This is a genomic window from Limnohabitans sp. JirII-29, from assembly GCF_003063395.1.
Taxonomy (GTDB): Bacteria; Pseudomonadota; Gammaproteobacteria; order Burkholderiales; family Burkholderiaceae_C; genus Limnohabitans.
Window position 1 is genome coordinate 337,798 of record NZ_NESB01000001.1, and the last position, 17,561, is coordinate 355,358.

The window sequence follows — 17,561 nt, forward strand, 5'->3', positions numbered from 1 at the left end:
CCGAAACCAATGTGGTGGATGTGTGTGTTCGCACGAGCTGAGAACGCCGCTGGCCATCTTGCGTGGTAATTCTGAGCAACTGATTGCAGCGCTGCCCAGAAGTTCAGAGGCTCAAGTACGTGCCTCTCGCATACGCGTCAAGTTGATGGCCTGGCAATCAGCATTGCGATAATAGGCATCTGTGCCATCGGTGGTGTTTTCTTTTGTTGACACGCTGCGTGGCTTGCCCACTTGAACCATCAATCCTTGAGTATTTTTTGCCAGTAGAACCCAAAACAATGCTGAGTCGTCACCGCCTCAGCGTGGCGCCCATGATGGATTGGACCGATCGGCATTGCCGCTACTTCCACCGTTTGCTGACCCAACACACCTTGCTGTACACCGAAATGGTGACCACGGGCGCGCTGCGCCACGGCGATGTGCAGCGTCATTTGCGCTTCAACGCCGAAGAGCATGCGGTGGCGCTGCAACTCGGTGGCAGTGATCCGGTTGATTTGGCCCATGCCGCCAAATTGGGCGAACAGTGGGGCTATGACGAAATCAACCTCAACTGTGGCTGCCCCAGCGACCGAGTGCAGCGTGGTGCCTTTGGCGCCTGTTTGATGAACGAACCCGCCTTGGTGGCCGATGGCGTGAAAGCCATGCTGGATGTGGTCAATGTGCCGGTGACGGTCAAACACCGCATCGGCATTGACAAAATAGAAAGCTATGACTTTGTGCGCGATTTTGTTGGGCAAGTCAGCAACGCGGGTTGTCGCGTGTTCATCGTTCACGCACGCAATGCGTGGTTGCAAGGCTTGAGCCCCAAAGAGAACCGTGAAATTCCGCCGCTGCGCTACGAGCTGGCGTATCAACTCAAACAAGACTTTCCTGCGCTGACGATTGCTGTCAATGGCGGCATCACCACCAATGCGCAAATTGCCGACCACCTGCAACATGCCGATGGCGTGATGGTGGGGCGCGAGGCCTACTACAACCCTTGGCTGCTCAGCAGCTGGGACGCTGAGTTTTTTGGTGCGGCTGCGACACCACTGAGCCGCGAAGCGGTGGAAGAAGCCATGGTGCGCTACATGGCGCGCGCGTACGCGGAGGATGGATGTCCCTGGTATGCCATTGCCCGTCACATGCTGGGGCTCTACCACGGCGAGCGAGGAGGGCGCTTGTGGCGTCAGGTCTGGAGCAATCACAAACTCAAACCTTTGCCACCCCATGAGGTCATGCAGCTGGCGCGTGAAGCGCTGGCACGTGGTGCAGAAAAGCCCGCCCATGCCGACTGAAGCACAACGTGCGCAGACCAAGCTGCGTATCGCCCTGGTGTTGGTGTGGCTCATGCCCTTGCTGTGGACGGTCAACTTGGTGGTGGCGCGCCAGGCCCCTGGGGTGGTGACCCCCCATGTGTTGGCGCTGGGACGGTGGACCTTGGCCGGTGTGATCTTGGCCTGGTGGTCGCGTCAAGAGCTGTGGCGCATGCGGCGTGAAGTGATCAAAGCCTGGCCGCAAAGCTTGGTGCTGGGGGCGTGTGGCATGTGGATTTGCGGTGCCTGGGTTTACATCGCGGCACAGAGCACGGGCGCGATGAACATTTCACTGATTTATGCCGCCTCGCCGGTGTTGATTGCCGTCGGCTCGGTGTTGTGGTTGGGCGAGCGGTTCTCTGTGTGGCAGGCGCTCGGGGTGGCGCTGTCTTTGTCAGGCGTGGTGCATGTGGTGGTGCGCGGCGAGTGGACCCACTTGGCCCAACTGCATTTTGTGGTGGGGGATCTGTGGGTCGTGTGTTCGGCGTTCGCTTGGGCCGCGTTTTCGTTGCTGCAAAAAAAGTGGCACAGCCCGCTGGGGTCGATGGCTCGTCTGGCCACCATGTGCGCAGGTGGCGTGGTGGTGATCTTGCCGTTTGCGGTGTATGAACTGTTTGCCACCGATGCCCCTGCCTTGGGCCAGCAGGCCTTGATGCAGATGCTGGCTACAGCCTTGATACCTGGCGTGGCCGCCTATTGGATTTATGGCTGGACCCTCAAGGTCTTGGGGGCCAGTCGGGTGGCTGTCATGCTTTATGCCGGTCCCTTGTATGCCGCTGTGGTGGCCTGGGGCGTGTTGGGTGAATCCTTGGGCTGGTACCACTTGGCAGGCGGGCTGTTGATCTTGTCCGGTGTGGGCCTGGTCATGGTCACCAAGTCATCAGAAAATAACCATTCCTCCGCGCTGCGTTAACGGCGTGGTCTGTGCCGCTTTAACTGGCGGCTTCCAGACCATTTTCGAAATGGGCTTTCATGTGCTGCACGCTGGCTGTCGCGTCGCGCGCCAGCAGCGCGTCCAACAAGGCTTGGTGTTCGCTCAATGACTCTTCAATGCGCCCACTTTTGAGCAGCGAGTTGTGGCGGTTGAGCTTCATCACCTTGCGCAAGTCGGCCACCATTTGGTCGCGCCAGCGGTTGTCGGCGATCTCTAACAAGCGCATGTGAAAACGCTCATTGACTTCAAAAAAACGTTCGGTGTCATGCACGCAAGCCACCAACTCTTGGTGCAAGGACTTCAAGTCCTGTAGTTGTGCGTCACTGGCGTTTTGGGCCACTACGCCAGCGGCATCTGATTCCAGCAAGGCCAGCAGGTGGTAGACGTCGCGCTGGTCTTTGTCGTTCACCTCGGTCACATAAGCGCCGCGGCGTACCTTCATCGTCACCAAGCCCTCAGCGGCCAACACCTTCAGGGCTTCGCGCATGGGGGTGCGGCTGATGCCGTATTCCTCGGCCAGGCGCATCTCGTCAATCCAGCTGCCGGGCGCGAGTTCGCTTGAAAAAATGCGCTGACGCAAGAGTTCAGCCACTTCTTCGTACAGGGCGCGTGGGGTGAGGGTGACGGCAGACATGGGGTGAAATTGTAAGCTCAGATAATATTTTGCATCAATAATTATGAATGATATGATGCCCCGGATTCGAAAAACCGGGGGTCAACCCTCCCTTCACGAGTGACTTGCCATGAGCCAAAAGCCGACCGAATTCAACGCCTCCAACCTCCAAGCCTGGGCCAAATCGGCCGCCAAATCGGCCCCAGGCGGTGATCTCAATGCCTTGAATTGGAAGACCCCAGACGGCATCAGCGTCAAGCCGCTGTACACCGCCGAAGACACCCAGCACCTGCCGTATGCCAACACCTTGCCCGGGTTTGAGCCGTTTTTGCGTGGCCCCCAAGCCACCATGTATGCCGTACGACCCTGGACGATTCGCCAATATGCAGGTTTTTCGACCGCCGAAGAGTCCAATGCGTTCTACCGCAAAGCGTTGGCCGCAGGCGGGCAGGGTGTGTCGGTGGCGTTTGACTTGGCGACCCACCGTGGCTACGACTCCGACCACCCCCGTGTGACCGGTGACGTGGGCAAAGCCGGGGTGGCGATTGACTCGGTCGAGGACATGAAGATCTTGTTCAACGAGATCCCCCTCGACAAAGTGTCGGTCTCGATGACCATGAACGGTGCCGTGCTGCCCGTGTTGGCCGGCTATGTGGTGGCCGCCGAAGAGCAGGGCGTGAGCCAAGACAAGCTGTCGGGCACGATTCAAAACGACATCCTCAAAGAGTTCATGGTGCGCAACACCTACATCTACCCGCCCGAGCCGTCGATGAAGATCATTGGCGACATCATTGGCTACACCGCGCAGCACATGCCCAAGTTCAACTCGATCTCGATCTCGGGTTACCACATGCAAGAGGCGGGGGCCAACCAGGCACTGGAGTTGGCCTTTACCCTGGCCGACGGCAAAGAGTATGTGAAGACGGCGATGGCTTCGGGCCTGGACGTGGATGCGTTTGCGCCGCGCCTGTCGTTCTTCTGGGCCGTGGGCATGAACTTCTATTTGGAGATTGCCAAAATGCGCGCCGCCCGCTTGCTGTGGTGCCGCATCATGAAGGGCTTTGACGCGCAAAACCCCAAGAGCTTGATGCTGCGCACCCATAGCCAAACCTCGGGCTGGTCGCTGACCGAGCAAGACCCCTACAACAACGTGGTGCGCACCACCATCGAGGCCATGGCCGCCGTGTTTGGTGGCACGCAAAGCTTGCACACCAACAGTTTTGACGAAGCCATTGCCTTGCCCACCGAGTTTTCGTCGCGCATTGCCCGCAACACCCAGTTGATCATTCAAGAAGAGACCCACATCACGAACGTGATCGACCCCTGGGCTGGCAGCTACATGATGGAATCGTTGACCCAAGAGATGGCCGACAAAGCCTGGGCCATCATCGAAGAAGTCGAAACCATGGGCGGCATGACCAAGGCGGTCGACAGCGGCTGGGCCAAGCTCAAGATCGAAGCAGCAGCGGCCGAAAAACAAGCCCGCATCGACTCGGGCAAAGACGTGATCGTGGGTGTCAACAAATACAAGCTGGCCAAAGAAGACCCGATCGACACCTTGGACATCGACAACGTGCGCGTGCGCGATGGCCAGATTGAACGCTTGAAGCACATCAAAGCCACGCGTGACAGTGCCGGGGTGCAAGCCGCGCTTGACGCGCTCACGGCTGCGGCTGAATCGGGCCAAGGCAACTTGCTGGACCTGACCATCCAAGCCATGCGCTTGCGTGCCACGGTGGGCGAGGTGAGCGATGCGCTAGAAAAAGTGTTTGGCCGCCACCGCGCCGACACGCAAAAGGTGACGGGTGTGTACGCTGCGGCCTATGACTCGGCCTCTACCGAAGGAGACACCATGGCCTATTGGAATGCGCTCAAGGCTGAGATTGCCGCGTTCGCTGACCAACAGGGCCGCCGTCCGCGCGTGATGATTGCCAAGCTGGGCCAAGACGGTCACGACCGTGGCGCCAAAGTGGTGGCCACCGCGTATGCCGATTTGGGCTTTGATGTGGACATGGGCCCGCTGTTTCAAACCCCTGAAGAGTGCGCCCGCCAAGCGATTGAAAACGATGTGCATGCCGTGGGCGTGTCCACCCTGGCGGCGGGCCACAAGACGCTGGTGCCCGCCATCATTGCCGAGCTCAAAAAACAAGGCGCCGACGACATCATCGTCTTCGTCGGTGGTGTGATTCCACGCCAAGACTACGAACTCTTGTACGAACAAGGCGTCAAAGGCATTTACGGCCCGGGTACGCCCATTCCGGTTAGTGCCAAAGACGTGTTGGAGCAAATCAAAAAGGCCTTGGGCTAACGCTGCGCCAACGGACACCAAGGCAAGGTATGACACCTGAGCAATTGCTTGACGGGCTGCTGCACGGCAACGCTGCGGTGCAGCGCCGCGCCATGGCCAAGGCCATCACGCTGCTCGAATCCACCCGCACCGACCACCGCGTGTTGGCCGACGCTTTGCTGACCGCCCTGCTGCCGCACACTGGCCAGTCGTTCAGGCTGGGCATCAGTGGGGTGCCGGGCGTGGGCAAGTCCACCTTCATCGAAGCCTTGGGTTTGTATTTGATTGCCCAGGGCCACCGTGTGGCCGTGCTGGCGGTGGACCCATCGTCCAGCGTGTCGGGGGGCTCTATCTTGGGTGACAAAACCCGCATGGAGCACTTGAGCGTGCACCCGCAGGCCTACATCCGCCCCAGCCCATCGAGCGGCACCTTGGGCGGCGTGGCTGAGAAAACCCGCGAGTCTATGTTGGTGTGCGAAGCCGCAGGCTATGACGTGGTGATTGTTGAGACCGTGGGTGTGGGCCAAAGCGAAACCGCCGTGGCCAACATGACCGACATGTTTTGTTTGCTGCAACTGCCCAATGCAGGCGACGATTTGCAAGCCATCAAAAAAGGCGTGATGGAGATCGCGGATTTGGTGGTCATCAACAAGGCTGACATAGACGCCATCGCCGCCACCCGTGCGCAATTGCAAATCACCAGTGCTTTGCAATTGCTGGGCATGCATGCCTCGTCGGGCCACCTACACGGCGACGACAGCGTGTGGCATCCCAAGGTGCTGCAAATCAGCGCCTTGCACAACCAGGGCGTGGATGCGTTCTGGGCTGCTGTCAGCGAATTCAAGGGCTTGCAAACACACAATGGCCGCTTTGAGACGCGCCGCCAGAGTCAAGCGCTGTCGTGGATGTGGGAGCGCATCGACGCCGGTTTGAAACAAACTTTTCGGTCGCAGCCGCGCGTGCAAGCGCTGCTGCCCGAACTCAGCCAACAAGTGGCGGCGGGGCAGTTGGCTGCTTCGACCGCTGCGAGACAACTGCTCAGCGCCTACCAAGCGCAGAGCTGAAACCCATCTTCCTTGAAAGCGAGTGCAACCATGCAAGACATCCTTGAACAACTGGAACAAAAGCGTGCTGCGGCGCGTTTGGGCGGCGGCCAAAAGCGCATCGATGCGCAACACGCCAAAGGCAAACTGACCGCACGTGAGCGCATTGAGGTGTTGCTTGACGAAGGCACCTTCGAAGAGTGGGACATGTTTGTTGAGCACCGCTGCACCGACTTTGGCATGGAAGGCAACAAAATTCCGGGCGATGGGGTGGTCACAGGCTACGGCATGATCAACGGCCGCTTGGTGTTTGTGTTCAGCCAAGACTTCACCGTGTATGGCGGCGCTTTGTCGGAAACCCACGCAGAAAAGATTTGCAAGATCATGGACCAAGCCATGAAAGTGGGCGCACCCGTGATTGGCTTGAACGATTCAGGTGGCGCCCGCATTCAAGAAGGTGTGGCCAGCTTGGGCGGTTATGCCGACGTGTTTCAGCGCAACGTGATGGCCAGCGGCGTGGTGCCGCAAATCAGCATGATCATGGGACCCTCTGCCGGTGGTGCGGTGTATTCGCCAGCGCTGACCGACTTCATCTTCATGGTCAAAGACACCTCGTACATGTTTGTCACGGGCCCCGAAGTGGTCAAGACCGTGACGCACGAAGAAGTGACCGCCGAAGAGCTGGGCGGCGCATTGACCCACACCACCAAGAGCGGTGTGGCCGATATGGCGTTTGAAAACGACGTCGAAGCTTTGCTGATGCTGCGCCGTCTCTACAACTACCTGCCGCTCAACAACAAAGAGAAAGCGCCGGTGCGCCACAACGGGGACCCGACCGACCGCATGGATGTGAGCTTGGACACCTTGGTGCCCGAGAACCCCAACAAGCCCTACGACATGAAAGAGCTGATTGTCAAAACCGTGGACGATGGCGACTTCTTCGAGCTGCAACCTGACTACGCGAAAAACATCTTGATCGGCTTTGCCCGCATGGCTGGTCAAACCGTCGGCATTGTGGCCAACCAACCTTTGGTGTTGGCTGGCTGCTTGGACATCAAGAGCTCCATCAAAGCCGCGCGCTTTGTGCGCTTTTGCGATGCCTTCAACATCCCCGTGATCACCTTTGTGGATGTACCCGGCTTCATGCCAGGCACCAGCCAGGAGTTTGGCGGCATCATCAAACACGGTGCCAAGTTGCTCTACGCCTATGCCGAGTGCACCGTGCCCAAGATCACCGTGATCACCCGCAAGGCCTATGGCGGTGCCTATGACGTGATGGCGTCCAAGCACCTGCGTGGTGACGTGAACTTTGCCTGGCCCAATGCCGAGATTGCGGTGATGGGGGCCAAGGGCGCGGTGGAGATCATCTTCCGCGAAGACAAGGGCGACCCGGAAAAGCTGGCTGCCAAAGAAGCCGAGTACAAGGTCCGTTTTGCCAACCCGTTTGTGGCGGGTGCGCGTGGCTTCATTGACGATGTGATTCAACCGCATGAAACCCGCAAGCGCATTTGCCGCTCGTTGGTGATGCTCAAAGACAAGCAGATCGACAACCCGTGGCGCAAGCACGGCAACATTCCGCTTTGAGTTGGCTTATGAGGAACACTGAGTTGAAACGTCGGTTAGGGAGGGCGAGTTGCCTGAGCGCTTTGCTCCGTGTCCCCCGGCCTTCGGCCTCCTCCTTTACCTGCGCAAAGCGCCCAGGCAACTCGCTTCGTGCGACAGAGTTTGCGGTCGCGGGTAGCCCGAGCACTTTGCTCCGTGTCCTCCGGCCTTGGGCCTCCTCCTTTACCTGCGCAAAGCGCCCAGGCAACTCGCTTCGTGCGACAGAGTTTGCGGTCGCGGGTAGCCTGAGCGCTTTGCTCCGTGTCCCCCGGCCTTCGGCCTCCTCCTTTACCTACGCAAAGCGCTCAGGCTACCCGCTTGATGCAGCGCTTTTTATTGCGGTAGGGGAGACGGGTAGCCCCTTGTCTGTGACGGACTTTGCTGGCGCGCAAGCGGGCAGTCCGAGCGCTGTGACGCACTTCGCAGACGCGCAAGCGGGTAGCCCGCATTCTGTGGAGCACTTCGCAGCCATGGGTGCGGTGTGTCCGCCGCAGCGAAGTGAAGGAGGAGCCCGAAGGGCGGGGGACATGAGCGGAGGCGGATACGCCGCGCCCGTGGCGAGCTCAGCAACTCACGGCATGCCCAAAGCGAGCACAGCAAAAAATTGAACTGATACCCGAATAAGGAATACACATGTTTACCAAAATTCTGATTGCCAACCGCGGCGAAATCGCTTGCCGTGTCATCGCCACCGCCCACAAAATGGGCATCAAAACCGTGGCCGTGTACTCCGAAGCCGATAAAGAAGCACGCCATGTGCAACTCGCCGATGAGGCGGTGTTACTGGGCCCCGCACCTTCGCGTGAGTCTTACCTTGTGGCCGAGAAAATCATTGCAGCGGCCAAAGCCACTGGCGCGCAGGCCATTCACCCTGGCTACGGTTTCTTGAGCGAGAACACCGATTTCGCCAAACGATGCGAAGAAGAGGGCATTGCCTTCATCGGTCCCAAGGCGCATTCCATTGCCGCCATGGGCGACAAGATCGCTTCCAAAAAGCTGGCGCTCGAAGCCAAGGTCAACACCATTCCCGGCTACAACGACGCCATCGACACCGCTGAGCAAGCGGTGGAGATTGCCAAAGGCATTGGCTACCCCGTGATGATCAAAGCCTCGGCAGGCGGCGGCGGCAAAGGCCTGCGCGTGGCCTTCAACGACAAAGAAGCCTTCGAAGGTTTCACCTCGTGTCGCAACGAAGCGCGCAACAGTTTTGGCGATGACCGCGTGTTCATTGAGAAGTACGTGCTCGAACCCCGCCACATCGAAATTCAGGTGCTGGGCGACAGCCACGGCAACGTGATTTATTTGAACGAGCGTGAGTGCTCCATCCAGCGTCGCCACCAAAAGGTGATCGAAGAAGCGCCGTCGCCTTTCATCAGCGACGCCACCCGCAAAGCCATGGGCGAACAAGCGGTGGCGTTGGCCAAGGCGGTGAAGTACCAATCGGCAGGCACGGTGGAGTTTGTGGTCGGCAAAGATCAAGACTTTTACTTTCTTGAAATGAACACCCGCCTGCAAGTGGAGCACCCGGTGACCGAAGCCATCACGGGCTTGGACTTGGTGGAACTGATGATTCGCGTGGCCGCAGGCGAGAAGCTGCCGCTCACGCAAGCCGATGTGAAGCGCAATGGCTGGGCCATCGAGTGCCGCATCAACGCCGAAGACCCGTTCCGCAACTTCTTGCCCTCGACCGGGCGCTTGGTGCGCTTTCAAACACCGGCACAAACCATGTTCCAGGGCAACACGGCCAACTTGTTTGGCGTGCGGGTGGACACTGGGGTGCAAGACGGTGGTGAGATTCCGATGTTCTACGACTCGATGATCGCCAAGCTCATCGTGCACGGCAAAGACCGTAACGAAGCGATTGCCAAGATGCGCGAAGCCTTGAACGGTTTTGTCATTCGTGGCATCAGCTCCAACATTCCGTTCCAAGCGGCTTTGCTGGCGCACCCCAAGTTTGTTTCGGGCGACTTCAACACGGGCTTCATTGCCGAGCAATACGCCCACGGGTTCCGCGCCGAAGACGTGCCGCACGACGCCCCCGACTTCTTGGTGGCGCTGGCCGCCTTTGTGCGCCGCAAGTCGCGCGAACGTGCCGCCAACCTGAGCGGTCAGTTGCCGGGCTATGACGTCAAAATTGGCCAGGACTACACCGTGGTGGTGCTGGGGGCGCAAGGCCACAACAGCTACAAGGCTGTGCATGTGGACGAGTTCCGTGGCCAAAGCGGTGTGGCCACCATCCAGGTGGGCACCAAGTCATATGCCATCGAAAGTCACTCGCGTTTGAACGATGTGCGCATTGAGGGCACGGTCAACGGTCAGCCCTTCACCGCGCAGGTGGAGCGGGGCACCTTGAAAAACCCACTGGTGCTGCAAGTGCAGCACAACGGGACCCGCATCGATGCCTTGGTGATGTCGCCGCGCATGGCCGAGTTGCACCAACTCATGCCGTACAAAGCACCGCCCGATTTGAGCCGCTATGTGTTGTCGCCCATGCCCGGCTTGCTGGTGGATGTGGCTGTCAAGCCCGGCCAAAAAGTGCAAGCCGGTGAACGCGTGGCCGTGATCGAAGCCATGAAGATGGAGAACGTGTTGTTCGCCACCCAAGATGGTGTGATCAAGAGCGTGGTGGCCAACAAAGGCGAGTCACTCACGGTGGATCAGATGATTGTGGAGTTTGAGTGATGTCTGAAACAACACGCCCCTTCAAAGTGCTGGGTATCCAGCAAATCGCCATCGGTGGCCCCGACAAAGGCCGCTTGCAAAAACTCTGGGTTGACATGTTTGGCTTGGAGGTGACGGGCACTTTCAAAAGCGAACGCGAAAACGTGGACGAAGACATTTGCGCCATGGGCGTGGGGCCTTTCAAGGTCGAAGTCGATTTGATGCAGCCTTTGGACCCAGACAAAAAGCCAGCGGTGCACACCACACCCTTGAACCATGTGGGCTTGTGGATCGACAAACTGCCCGAGGCCGTGGCCTGGCTCAGCGCCCAAGGCGTGCGTTTTGCGCCGGGCGGTATCCGCCAAGGTGCGGCGGGGTTTGACATCACCTTCCTTCACCCCAAGGCCAACGACGAGTTCCCCATTGGTGGTGAGGGCGTGTTGATTGAATTGGTGCAAGCGCCCCCTGAGGTGGTGAGCGCCTTCAGTAAACTGGCCGCTTCTTAAACCGAAGGGGCCTGCATGGCGGTGTTGACGTGTTTTGACGAGTATTCAGATTTTGTAAAACTCAGGCGTGACATCCACGCCCATCCCGAGTTGGGGTACGACGAAAACCGCACCAGCGCCATCGTGGCCGAGCGTTTGCGCAGCTGGGGGCTGGAGGTGCACACGGGCATCGCCCACACCGGGGTCGTGGGCGTCTTACACGGGCGCGAGGGGCCACACAGCATTGGCTTGCGCGCCGACTTGGACGCGCTGCCCCTGCAAGAAGACAACCACTTTCCCCACCGCTCGCAGCACGACGGGCGCATGCACGCCTGCGGTCACGACGGCCACACCACCATGCTGCTGGCGGCCGCCTGGCAGCTGTCGCAACGCCGTGACTTTGCCGGCACGGTGAACTTCATCTTTCAGCCTGCCGAAGAAATGGGCAAGGCGGGCGCCAAGAAGATGATCGATGAAGGCTTGTTTGAGCGCTTTCCTTGTGAGGCGGTGTTTGCCTTGCACAACTTCTCTTTGGGTGCCAAGGCTGGATCGTTTGCACTGAACCACGGCGCTTTGATGGCGTCGAGCAACACTTGGCGCGTCACGCTGCGCGGGCGTGGCACCCATGCCTCCATGCCGCACACCGGTACCGACCCGGTGGCAGCCACCATCAACTTGGCGCAGCAGTTGCAAACCTTGGTGCCCCGGGTGATCGACTCGCGTGAGCGGGTGCTGCTGGCGGTCACGCAAATTCAGGGCTCTGGCGCGCCCAATGTGATTCCTGATGTGGCCTGGGTGGGCGGCACGGTGCGCACGTTCTCCGTTGAAGCCTTGGATGTGCTGGAGGCCGCATTGCGCCGCACCGCAGAACACACAGCATTGGCCCATGGTTGCCAAGCCGAGGTGAGCTTTGTGCGGGCCTCGCCCCCCGTGGTGAACCATGCGTTTGAAGCCCAGTTTGCCGCCGAGGTGATGCGCGAGATCGTGGGTGTGCAGGACGTGAACGACGCCTTCGAGCCCGTGCTGACCGCCGAAGACTTTGCCCATATGCTGCGCGCCAAGCCCGGTTGCTATGCCTTCATTGGCAACGGCGATGGCGGCCACCGCATGCCCGACCATGGGCCCGGTGCCTGCGTGATCCACAACACCTCGTTTGACTTCAACGACGCCATCATTCCGGTGGGTGCAAGCTATTTTGTGCGCTTGGTGGAGCGTTGGCTGGCACGCCCCTGAATGGTTTGATGTCTCATCTGGCGAGGTGCGGGCCAACGCATTTGCGGCGACTGAGATTCGGTTTTTATTTGATGCAACAAGGATGTTTATGTCTTCTTCACACACACTGCGCCGCCTGACTCTGGCGCTGGCATTGGGCGCTTGCTCCCTGGGTTCCGCTTGGGCGCAACGCGTGGTGCATTTGGTGGTGCCCTTCGGACCCGGTGCGGTGCAAGACACCTTGGCACGCACCTTCAACAACGAGCTGGGCCAAGCCCTGGGTGCCACGGTGCTGGTGGAAAACCGCGCGGGTGCAGGCGGCACGGTGGGCACGGCGCAAGTGGCCCATGCAGCAGCGGATGGCAACACCTTGGTGCTGGCTGCTGCCAGCCACAACCTGGCTGGGCATTTGTATGCCAAGTTGCCCTATGACCCCGTGAAAGACTTTGTGGGCGTGGCCTTGTTGGGCTATTCGGGCTACGTGGTGGCTGCGCCTGCCAACATGGGCGTGAACAACATGGCCGAGTATGTGCGCGCCTTGAAGGCCAAGCCGGGTCAGTTCAACTACGCCTCGGCGGGCAACGGCAGCGCCACGCATTTGGGCATGGCCTCGTTCCTGGCCAAAGCAGGTGCCAGCATGCAGCACATTCCGATGAAGTCCACGGGCGACGCAGTCAACGAAGTGCTGGCCGGTCGCGTGCAAGGTGTGACGTCGGCCACCATCGGTGTGGCGGGGTTCCGCCAAGACCCGCGCATCAAGTTGCTGGCCTACACCGGCAGCCAGCGCTCCAAGTTCATGCCTGAGTTGCCTACGGTGGCCGAGGCGGGTTTGCCAGGATTCAAATTCGATTCCTGGTTTGGCTTGTTGGCCCCAGCAGCCACACCCAAAGCCGAGGTGGACCGCATCAACGCGGCCATGGCCAAGGTATTGGCTGACCCTGTGGTGCAAGAGCGCTTCACCAAGTTGGGGGTTGAGCCGGGAGCCATGTCGTCGGACGAGTTCCAGCGTGTGCTGCGTGCGGACTGGGACACGGCGGGTCAAATTGTGAAGGCCTCGGGCGCACGCATCGAGTGAAGCGAGCAGGCGGCAAGCGCCTGTTCCCATGTGTGAAACGACCCCAACAGGGGCCGTTCAACTTTGCGCGCGTGCTTTGGCTTTGGCCAAGGCGGCTTCGATGATGGCGCGCTTGCGGTCCACTTCAGGCGCGCTGCCAGCGCCCTCGGCACCGTGGGTGTGGGCAGGTAAGTCGGCTAATTTTTTGAGCGCTTTGGCTTGCAGCCGTTGCGCGTTTTCTTGTGTCTCGCGGGCACTGCGTTGCTGGTGCCAGTCGTAGCGCGCGCGTGCCTGAGTGGCTTGTTCGGGTGACCAAGCGGCCCATCCGGTGCGTTGCGGATCAACGGGTTCGAGTTGGATGCAGTCCACAGGGCACACGGGGATGCACAACTCGCAGCCCGTGCAATAGGCCTCAATCACGGTGTGCATGCGTTTGTTGGCGCCCAAGATGGCGTCTGTCGGGCAGGCGGCGATGCAAAGCGTGCAACCAATGCACCAGTCCTCGTCGATGACGGCCATTTGGCGTGGGCCTTCCACGCCGTGTTCAGCGTTCAATGGAAGCTCGGCTTGGCCCAGGATGGCGGCCAAGCGCTGCACACCTTCCTGGCCCCCAGGAGGGCACTGGTTCATGCGGGCCTCACCCTCGGCGATTGCTTGGGCGTAGCTTTTGCAGTCGGGGTAGCCGCAGCGCGTGCACTGTGTCTGTGGCAGGGCGTCGTTGAGACGTTGAATCAGACTCACTTTTTCGCGCGCACAGCTTTCTTGGCCGCAGGCTTGGCTGCAACAGAGGTTGGCGCCGAGCGGGCAGACACTTTTTTCACAGCCACTGGGGTAGCTTGGGCAGCCGCAGCGACTGCTTTTTTGGCCGCAGGGCGCGTGACTTTTGGCTTTGCGGCTGTGCTGGCTTTGACGGCTTTTTGAGCCACGGACGCTTTTTGATGTTCCAAGATGAAGCTCTTGACGTGTGGGTACACCACCTCGCGCCAGCGGCGTCCGCTGAAGATGCCGTAATGACCAGCACCTGGCACCTCCAAGTGGTGGTGCTCTTGGCGCACGATGCCCGTGCACAAGTCGTGCGCGGCCACGGTTTGACCCGAACCCGAGATGTCATCCAACTCACCTTCCACCGTGAGCAGCGCGGTGCCTCGGATGTCTTGTGGACGAACCAGCTCTAGCTGTCCCTTTTCAGATTTCACTTGCCAAGTGCCACGCACCAGCTTGAACTCTTGAAACACGGTGTTGATAGTTTCCAGGTAGTAATCGGCGTCCATGTCGAGCACGGCGTTGTACTCGTCGTAGAACTGGCGGTGCGACTCGGCGCTGGAGTTGTCGCCCTTGATCAGGTCTTTGAAGTAGTCGTAATGGCTCTTCAAATGGCGATCCGGGTTCATGGCTACAAAGCCGGTGTGCTGCAAAAAGCCTGGGTAGACGCGACGGCCAGCACCTGGAAAGTTATCAGGCACGCGGTAGATCACATTGTTTTCAAACCAGCTGAAGCTCTTGTTCATGGCCAGGTTGTTGACCGCCGTGGGGGATTTTGTAGCGTCAATAGGGCCGCCCATCATGGTCATGGTCAGCGGTGTTTTTTCACCACGGCTGGCCATCAAGGACACAGCTGCCAACACCGGCACGGTAGGTTGACACACACTCATGATGTGACAGTTGCCGTAATGGCCTTGCAAGTAGCGGATGAACTCTTGAACGTAATTGACGTAATCGTCGAGGTGGAACTCGCCGTCGCTCAGCGGCACCAGACGGGCGTTTTTCCAATCGGTGATGTAGACCTTGTGGTCTTTGAGCATGGTCTTGACGGTGTCGCGCAACAAGGTGGCGTAGTGACCCGACAAGGGCGCAACGATCAGCACCACAGGTTGGCCTTTGAGGCTGGTCAGGGTGTGTGCATCGTCGGTGTAGCGTTTGAAGCGGCGCAGTTCACAAAACGGCTTGTCCACTTCAATGCGTTCATGGATGGCCACGTCCACACCGTCCACCTTGACCGATTGGATGCCGAACTGGGGCTTTTCGTAGTCTTTGCCCAAGCGGTAGAGCAAGTCGTAACCCGCAGAAATGCGTTGACCCAGTTGGTTCTGACCCAATGGAGAGAGTGGGTTGCTGTAGAGCTTGGAGGCAGCCTGCGCAAAGTCTGCGAATGGCTCCATCAAGGTGCGCTGGGTTTCGAAGATTTGGTAAAGCATGGGGGGATCTCAAATATGTTGCAGTGCAATATAACAGCTGAAGATAGGGTGAAAATGGAGTCTGTCCTCCAATCGACAAAGCCTTTATTTTTGTCTTAAACAAGCCATGACAACACCTCACGCCACACCACAGATGCCCGTTCTTTTTGTCGGTCACGGAAGTCCCATGAATGTGATCGAAGACAGCCCGTTTCGCCGTGAGTGGCAGCGCATTGGCCCTCAGTTTGGCACCCGTTGGCCCAAGCCCAAACTGATACTTTGTATTTCAGCCCACTGGATCACCCAGGGTTGGTGGCTCACAGGCATGGCACACCCCAAAACCATTCACGACTTTGGTGGCTTTCCGCAAGAACTGTTTGAACAGCAATACCCCGCACCTGGCGCGCCAGAGTGGGCGGCGCACACTGCGCAATTGCTGCGTCAACCGGCCAGCGGTGAAGCTGTGGGTCTGGATTTGGACCAATGGGGTTTGGACCATGGTTGTTGGGGTGTTTTGAAGCCCATGTTTCCTGAGGCAGATATTCCTGTGGTTCAACTGAGCATCGACTACCACCGCCCCATGGCTGAGCACTATGCGTTGGGCCAACAATTGCGCAGCCTCAGGCATCAGGGTGTGTTGGTGATGGCCAGTGGCAACACGGTGCACAACCTGCGCACCATGCAGCGCTCAGCCGCCGACAACCAAGCCTACGATTGGGCGATTGCGTTTGACCAATGGGTGGCGGATCAAATCAGGGCCGGCCACAACGAGGCCTTAGTGGACTTTCAAGCGCAGGGGAACATCGCGCAGATGTCTCACCCCAGCTACGACCACTACTTGCCTTTGCTGTATGCCGCAGGCGCGGCAGAGCCAGGGGACAGCGTGGAATTTTTCAACGAGGGTTACCAGCTGGCATCGATCGCGATGCGCTCAGTCATTTGGGACTGAGCGCTTTGGCTTACATCACCTTGGCGATGCAGGCGCAAACGTAGTCGATGTTCTTGCTATTGAGCGCTGCCACGCACATGCGGCCGGTGTCGGTGCCGTAGACACCGAACTCGTTGCGCAGACGCACCATTTGGTCTTTGGACAGGCCTGAGTAGCTGAACATGCCGATTTGGGTGGTGATGAAGCTCATGTCTTGCTTCACACCAGCAGCTTTCAAACCGTCGACCAGCTTTTGGCGCATGGCTTTGATGCGCACGCGCATCTCACCCAGTTCTTTTTCCCACAAGGCTCGCAACTCGGGGTTGCCTAACACGGCCGCTACCACGGCACCGCCGTGGATGGGTGGGTTGGAGTAGTTGGTGCGAATGACGATTTTGAGTTGGCTCAACACGCGGCCTGCTTCTTCTTTGTCGGCGCACAGAACGCTCAAAGCGCCCACGCGTTCGCCGTACAAGCTGAAGCTTTTGGAGAATGAGGTGGAGACAAAAAAGCACAGACCTGCAGCGACAAATTTTTGAATCACTGCGCCGTCTTCGGCGATGCCGTGGCCAAAACCTTGATAGGCCATGTCGAGAAAGGCGGTCAGATTTTTGGCTTTGACCACGCTCACCACTTGGTCCCACTGGGCGGGGGTGATGTCGTAGCCGGTGGGGTTGTGGCAGCACGCGTGCAACACCACGATGGTGCCAGGCGCGGCGGCGTTGAGCGACGCCAGCATGCCCTCAAAGTTCACGCCGCGCTTGGCGGCGTCGTAGTAGGCATACGTCTCAACCTTGAAGCCCGCGTTGGTGAACAAGGCGCGGTGGTTTTCCCAGCTGGGGTCCGAAATCAACACGGTGGCGTTGGGGCTGAGGTGCTTCAAAAAGTCAGCGCCAATTTTCAAGCCACCGGTGCCGCCAATGCCTTGCACCGTGGCCACACGGCCAGACGTGACGGGCTCGGAGTCGGCGCCAAACACCAGGCCTTTGACGGCGCTGTCGTAGGCGGCAATGCCGTCGATGGGCAGGTAGCCACGCGCAGTGGGCTTGGCCATCATGGTTTTTTCGGCTTGTTGCACGCAGTCCAGCAGGGGCAGTTTGCCGTTGTCGTCAAAGTACACGCCCACGCCGAGGTTGACTTTGTTGGGGTTGGTGTCGGCGGCAAATTGCTCGTTCAAACCCAAGATAGGGTCGCGGGGTGCCATTTCGACAGCGGTAAACATTGACATCGTCAGTCCTTGATCACAGATAAACAGAAGGGGTTTGGGGCAGAA

The 17,561-nt window shown here is 59.2% G+C and carries 14 protein-coding genes; 10 read left to right on the forward strand and 4 right to left on the reverse strand.

All coding sequences use genetic code 11. The features are described from left to right. Nucleotides 1-278: 278 nt before the first annotated feature. Together dusA and B9Z39_RS01665 are read left to right on the forward strand one after the other, a co-directional pair. A complete protein-coding gene (gene dusA / locus B9Z39_RS01660; RefSeq protein WP_108300484.1) occupies nt 279-1,277 on the forward strand; it encodes a tRNA dihydrouridine(20/20a) synthase DusA in 999 nt (332 codons plus the stop codon). Further along, entirely contained in the window at nt 1,267-2,208 is a 942-nt protein-coding gene (locus tag B9Z39_RS01665; RefSeq protein ID WP_108300624.1) for a DMT family transporter, read from the forward strand. Before dusA ends, B9Z39_RS01665 begins: the two co-directional genes overlap by 11 nt. Nucleotides 2,209-2,227: 19 nt before the next feature. Here the strand turns inward: B9Z39_RS01665 and B9Z39_RS01670 are convergent, their stop codons facing one another. After that, entirely contained in the window at nt 2,228-2,863 is a 636-nt protein-coding gene (locus tag B9Z39_RS01670) for a GntR family transcriptional regulator (protein WP_100146088.1), read from the reverse strand. A gap of 109 nt (nt 2,864-2,972) precedes the next feature. On the opposite strand from B9Z39_RS01670, the gene scpA reads away from it, so the two are divergent. From scpA to B9Z39_RS01705, 7 genes are all read left to right on the forward strand, one after another. Continuing rightward, entirely contained in the window at nt 2,973-5,150 is a 2,178-nt protein-coding gene (scpA, locus tag B9Z39_RS01675) for a methylmalonyl-CoA mutase (protein ID WP_100146086.1), read from the forward strand. 29 nt (nt 5,151-5,179) lie between these two features. Beyond that, nucleotides 5,180-6,193, forward strand: coding sequence for a methylmalonyl Co-A mutase-associated GTPase MeaB (meaB, locus tag B9Z39_RS01680; RefSeq protein WP_108300485.1), 1,014 nt, complete (start codon nt 5,180-5,182; stop codon nt 6,191-6,193). A gap of 30 nt (nt 6,194-6,223) precedes the next feature. Further along, the gene (locus B9Z39_RS01685) at nt 6,224-7,756 is read left to right on the forward strand and encodes an acyl-CoA carboxylase subunit beta (protein WP_108300486.1); all 1,533 of its coding nucleotides are present in this window, start codon (nt 6,224-6,226) and stop codon (nt 7,754-7,756) included. 651 nt (nt 7,757-8,407) lie between these two features. Further along, nucleotides 8,408-10,456 carry an acetyl/propionyl/methylcrotonyl-CoA carboxylase subunit alpha gene (locus B9Z39_RS01690; protein ID WP_108300487.1) on the forward strand — a complete coding sequence of 683 codons (2,049 nt, stop codon included), beginning with the start codon at nt 8,408-8,410 and terminating at the stop codon, nt 10,454-10,456. Further along, nucleotides 10,456-10,941 carry a VOC family protein gene (locus B9Z39_RS01695; RefSeq protein ID WP_100146076.1) on the forward strand — a complete coding sequence of 162 codons (486 nt, stop codon included), beginning with the start codon at nt 10,456-10,458 and terminating at the stop codon, nt 10,939-10,941. The genes B9Z39_RS01690 and B9Z39_RS01695 overlap by 1 nt, the downstream gene beginning before the upstream one ends. Before the next feature lie 15 nt (nt 10,942-10,956). Beyond that, nucleotides 10,957-12,153, forward strand: a complete 1,197-nt coding sequence (locus B9Z39_RS01700) for a M20 aminoacylase family protein (protein ID WP_108300488.1) — start codon at nt 10,957-10,959, stop codon at nt 12,151-12,153. Between the two features lie 88 nt (nt 12,154-12,241). After that, complete coding sequence (locus B9Z39_RS01705; protein ID WP_108300489.1) at nt 12,242-13,207, forward strand: tripartite tricarboxylate transporter substrate binding protein; 966 nt, start codon at nt 12,242-12,244, stop codon at nt 13,205-13,207. 57 nt (nt 13,208-13,264) lie between these two features. Here the strand turns inward: B9Z39_RS01705 and rsxB are convergent, their stop codons facing one another. Next, entirely contained in the window at nt 13,265-13,927 is a 663-nt protein-coding gene (rsxB, locus tag B9Z39_RS01710) for an electron transport complex subunit RsxB (RefSeq protein WP_108300490.1), read from the reverse strand. Beyond that, a complete protein-coding gene (locus tag B9Z39_RS01715; RefSeq protein ID WP_108300491.1) occupies nt 13,924-15,381 on the reverse strand; it encodes a polyhydroxyalkanoate depolymerase in 1,458 nt (485 codons plus the stop codon). Before B9Z39_RS01715 ends, rsxB begins: the two co-directional genes overlap by 4 nt. A gap of 106 nt (nt 15,382-15,487) precedes the next feature. On the opposite strand from B9Z39_RS01715, the gene ygiD reads away from it, so the two are divergent. Next, nucleotides 15,488-16,309, forward strand: a complete 822-nt coding sequence (ygiD, locus tag B9Z39_RS01720) for a 4,5-DOPA dioxygenase extradiol (protein WP_108300492.1) — start codon at nt 15,488-15,490, stop codon at nt 16,307-16,309. A gap of 10 nt (nt 16,310-16,319) precedes the next feature. Here ygiD and B9Z39_RS01725 read toward each other — a convergent pair whose 3' ends face one another. Further along, the gene (locus tag B9Z39_RS01725; protein ID WP_108300493.1) at nt 16,320-17,516 is read right to left on the reverse strand and encodes an amino acid aminotransferase; all 1,197 of its coding nucleotides are present in this window, start codon (nt 17,514-17,516) and stop codon (nt 16,320-16,322) included. Nucleotides 17,517-17,561 lie beyond the last annotated feature (45 nt).

Coding starts and splice junctions, on each gene's coding strand:
- dusA (WP_108300484.1), top strand. CDS start 279: ATGCTGAGTCGTCACCGCCTCAGCGTGGCGCCCATGATGGATTGGACC.
- B9Z39_RS01665 (WP_108300624.1), top strand. CDS start 1,267: ATGCCGACTGAAGCACAACGTGCGCAGACCAAGCTGCGTATCGCCCTG.
- B9Z39_RS01670 (WP_100146088.1), bottom strand. CDS start 2,863: ATGTCTGCCGTCACCCTCACCCCACGCGCCCTGTACGAAGAAGTGGCT.
- scpA (WP_100146086.1), top strand. CDS start 2,973: ATGAGCCAAAAGCCGACCGAATTCAACGCCTCCAACCTCCAAGCCTGG.
- meaB (WP_108300485.1), top strand. CDS start 5,180: ATGACACCTGAGCAATTGCTTGACGGGCTGCTGCACGGCAACGCTGCG.
- B9Z39_RS01685 (WP_108300486.1), top strand. CDS start 6,224: ATGCAAGACATCCTTGAACAACTGGAACAAAAGCGTGCTGCGGCGCGT.
- B9Z39_RS01690 (WP_108300487.1), top strand. CDS start 8,408: ATGTTTACCAAAATTCTGATTGCCAACCGCGGCGAAATCGCTTGCCGT.
- B9Z39_RS01695 (WP_100146076.1), top strand. CDS start 10,456: ATGTCTGAAACAACACGCCCCTTCAAAGTGCTGGGTATCCAGCAAATC.
- B9Z39_RS01700 (WP_108300488.1), top strand. CDS start 10,957: ATGGCGGTGTTGACGTGTTTTGACGAGTATTCAGATTTTGTAAAACTC.
- B9Z39_RS01705 (WP_108300489.1), top strand. CDS start 12,242: ATGTCTTCTTCACACACACTGCGCCGCCTGACTCTGGCGCTGGCATTG.
- B9Z39_RS01715 (WP_108300491.1), bottom strand. CDS start 15,381: ATGCTTTACCAAATCTTCGAAACCCAGCGCACCTTGATGGAGCCATTC.
- ygiD (WP_108300492.1), top strand. CDS start 15,488: ATGACAACACCTCACGCCACACCACAGATGCCCGTTCTTTTTGTCGGT.
- B9Z39_RS01725 (WP_108300493.1), bottom strand. CDS start 17,516: ATGTCAATGTTTACCGCTGTCGAAATGGCACCCCGCGACCCTATCTTG.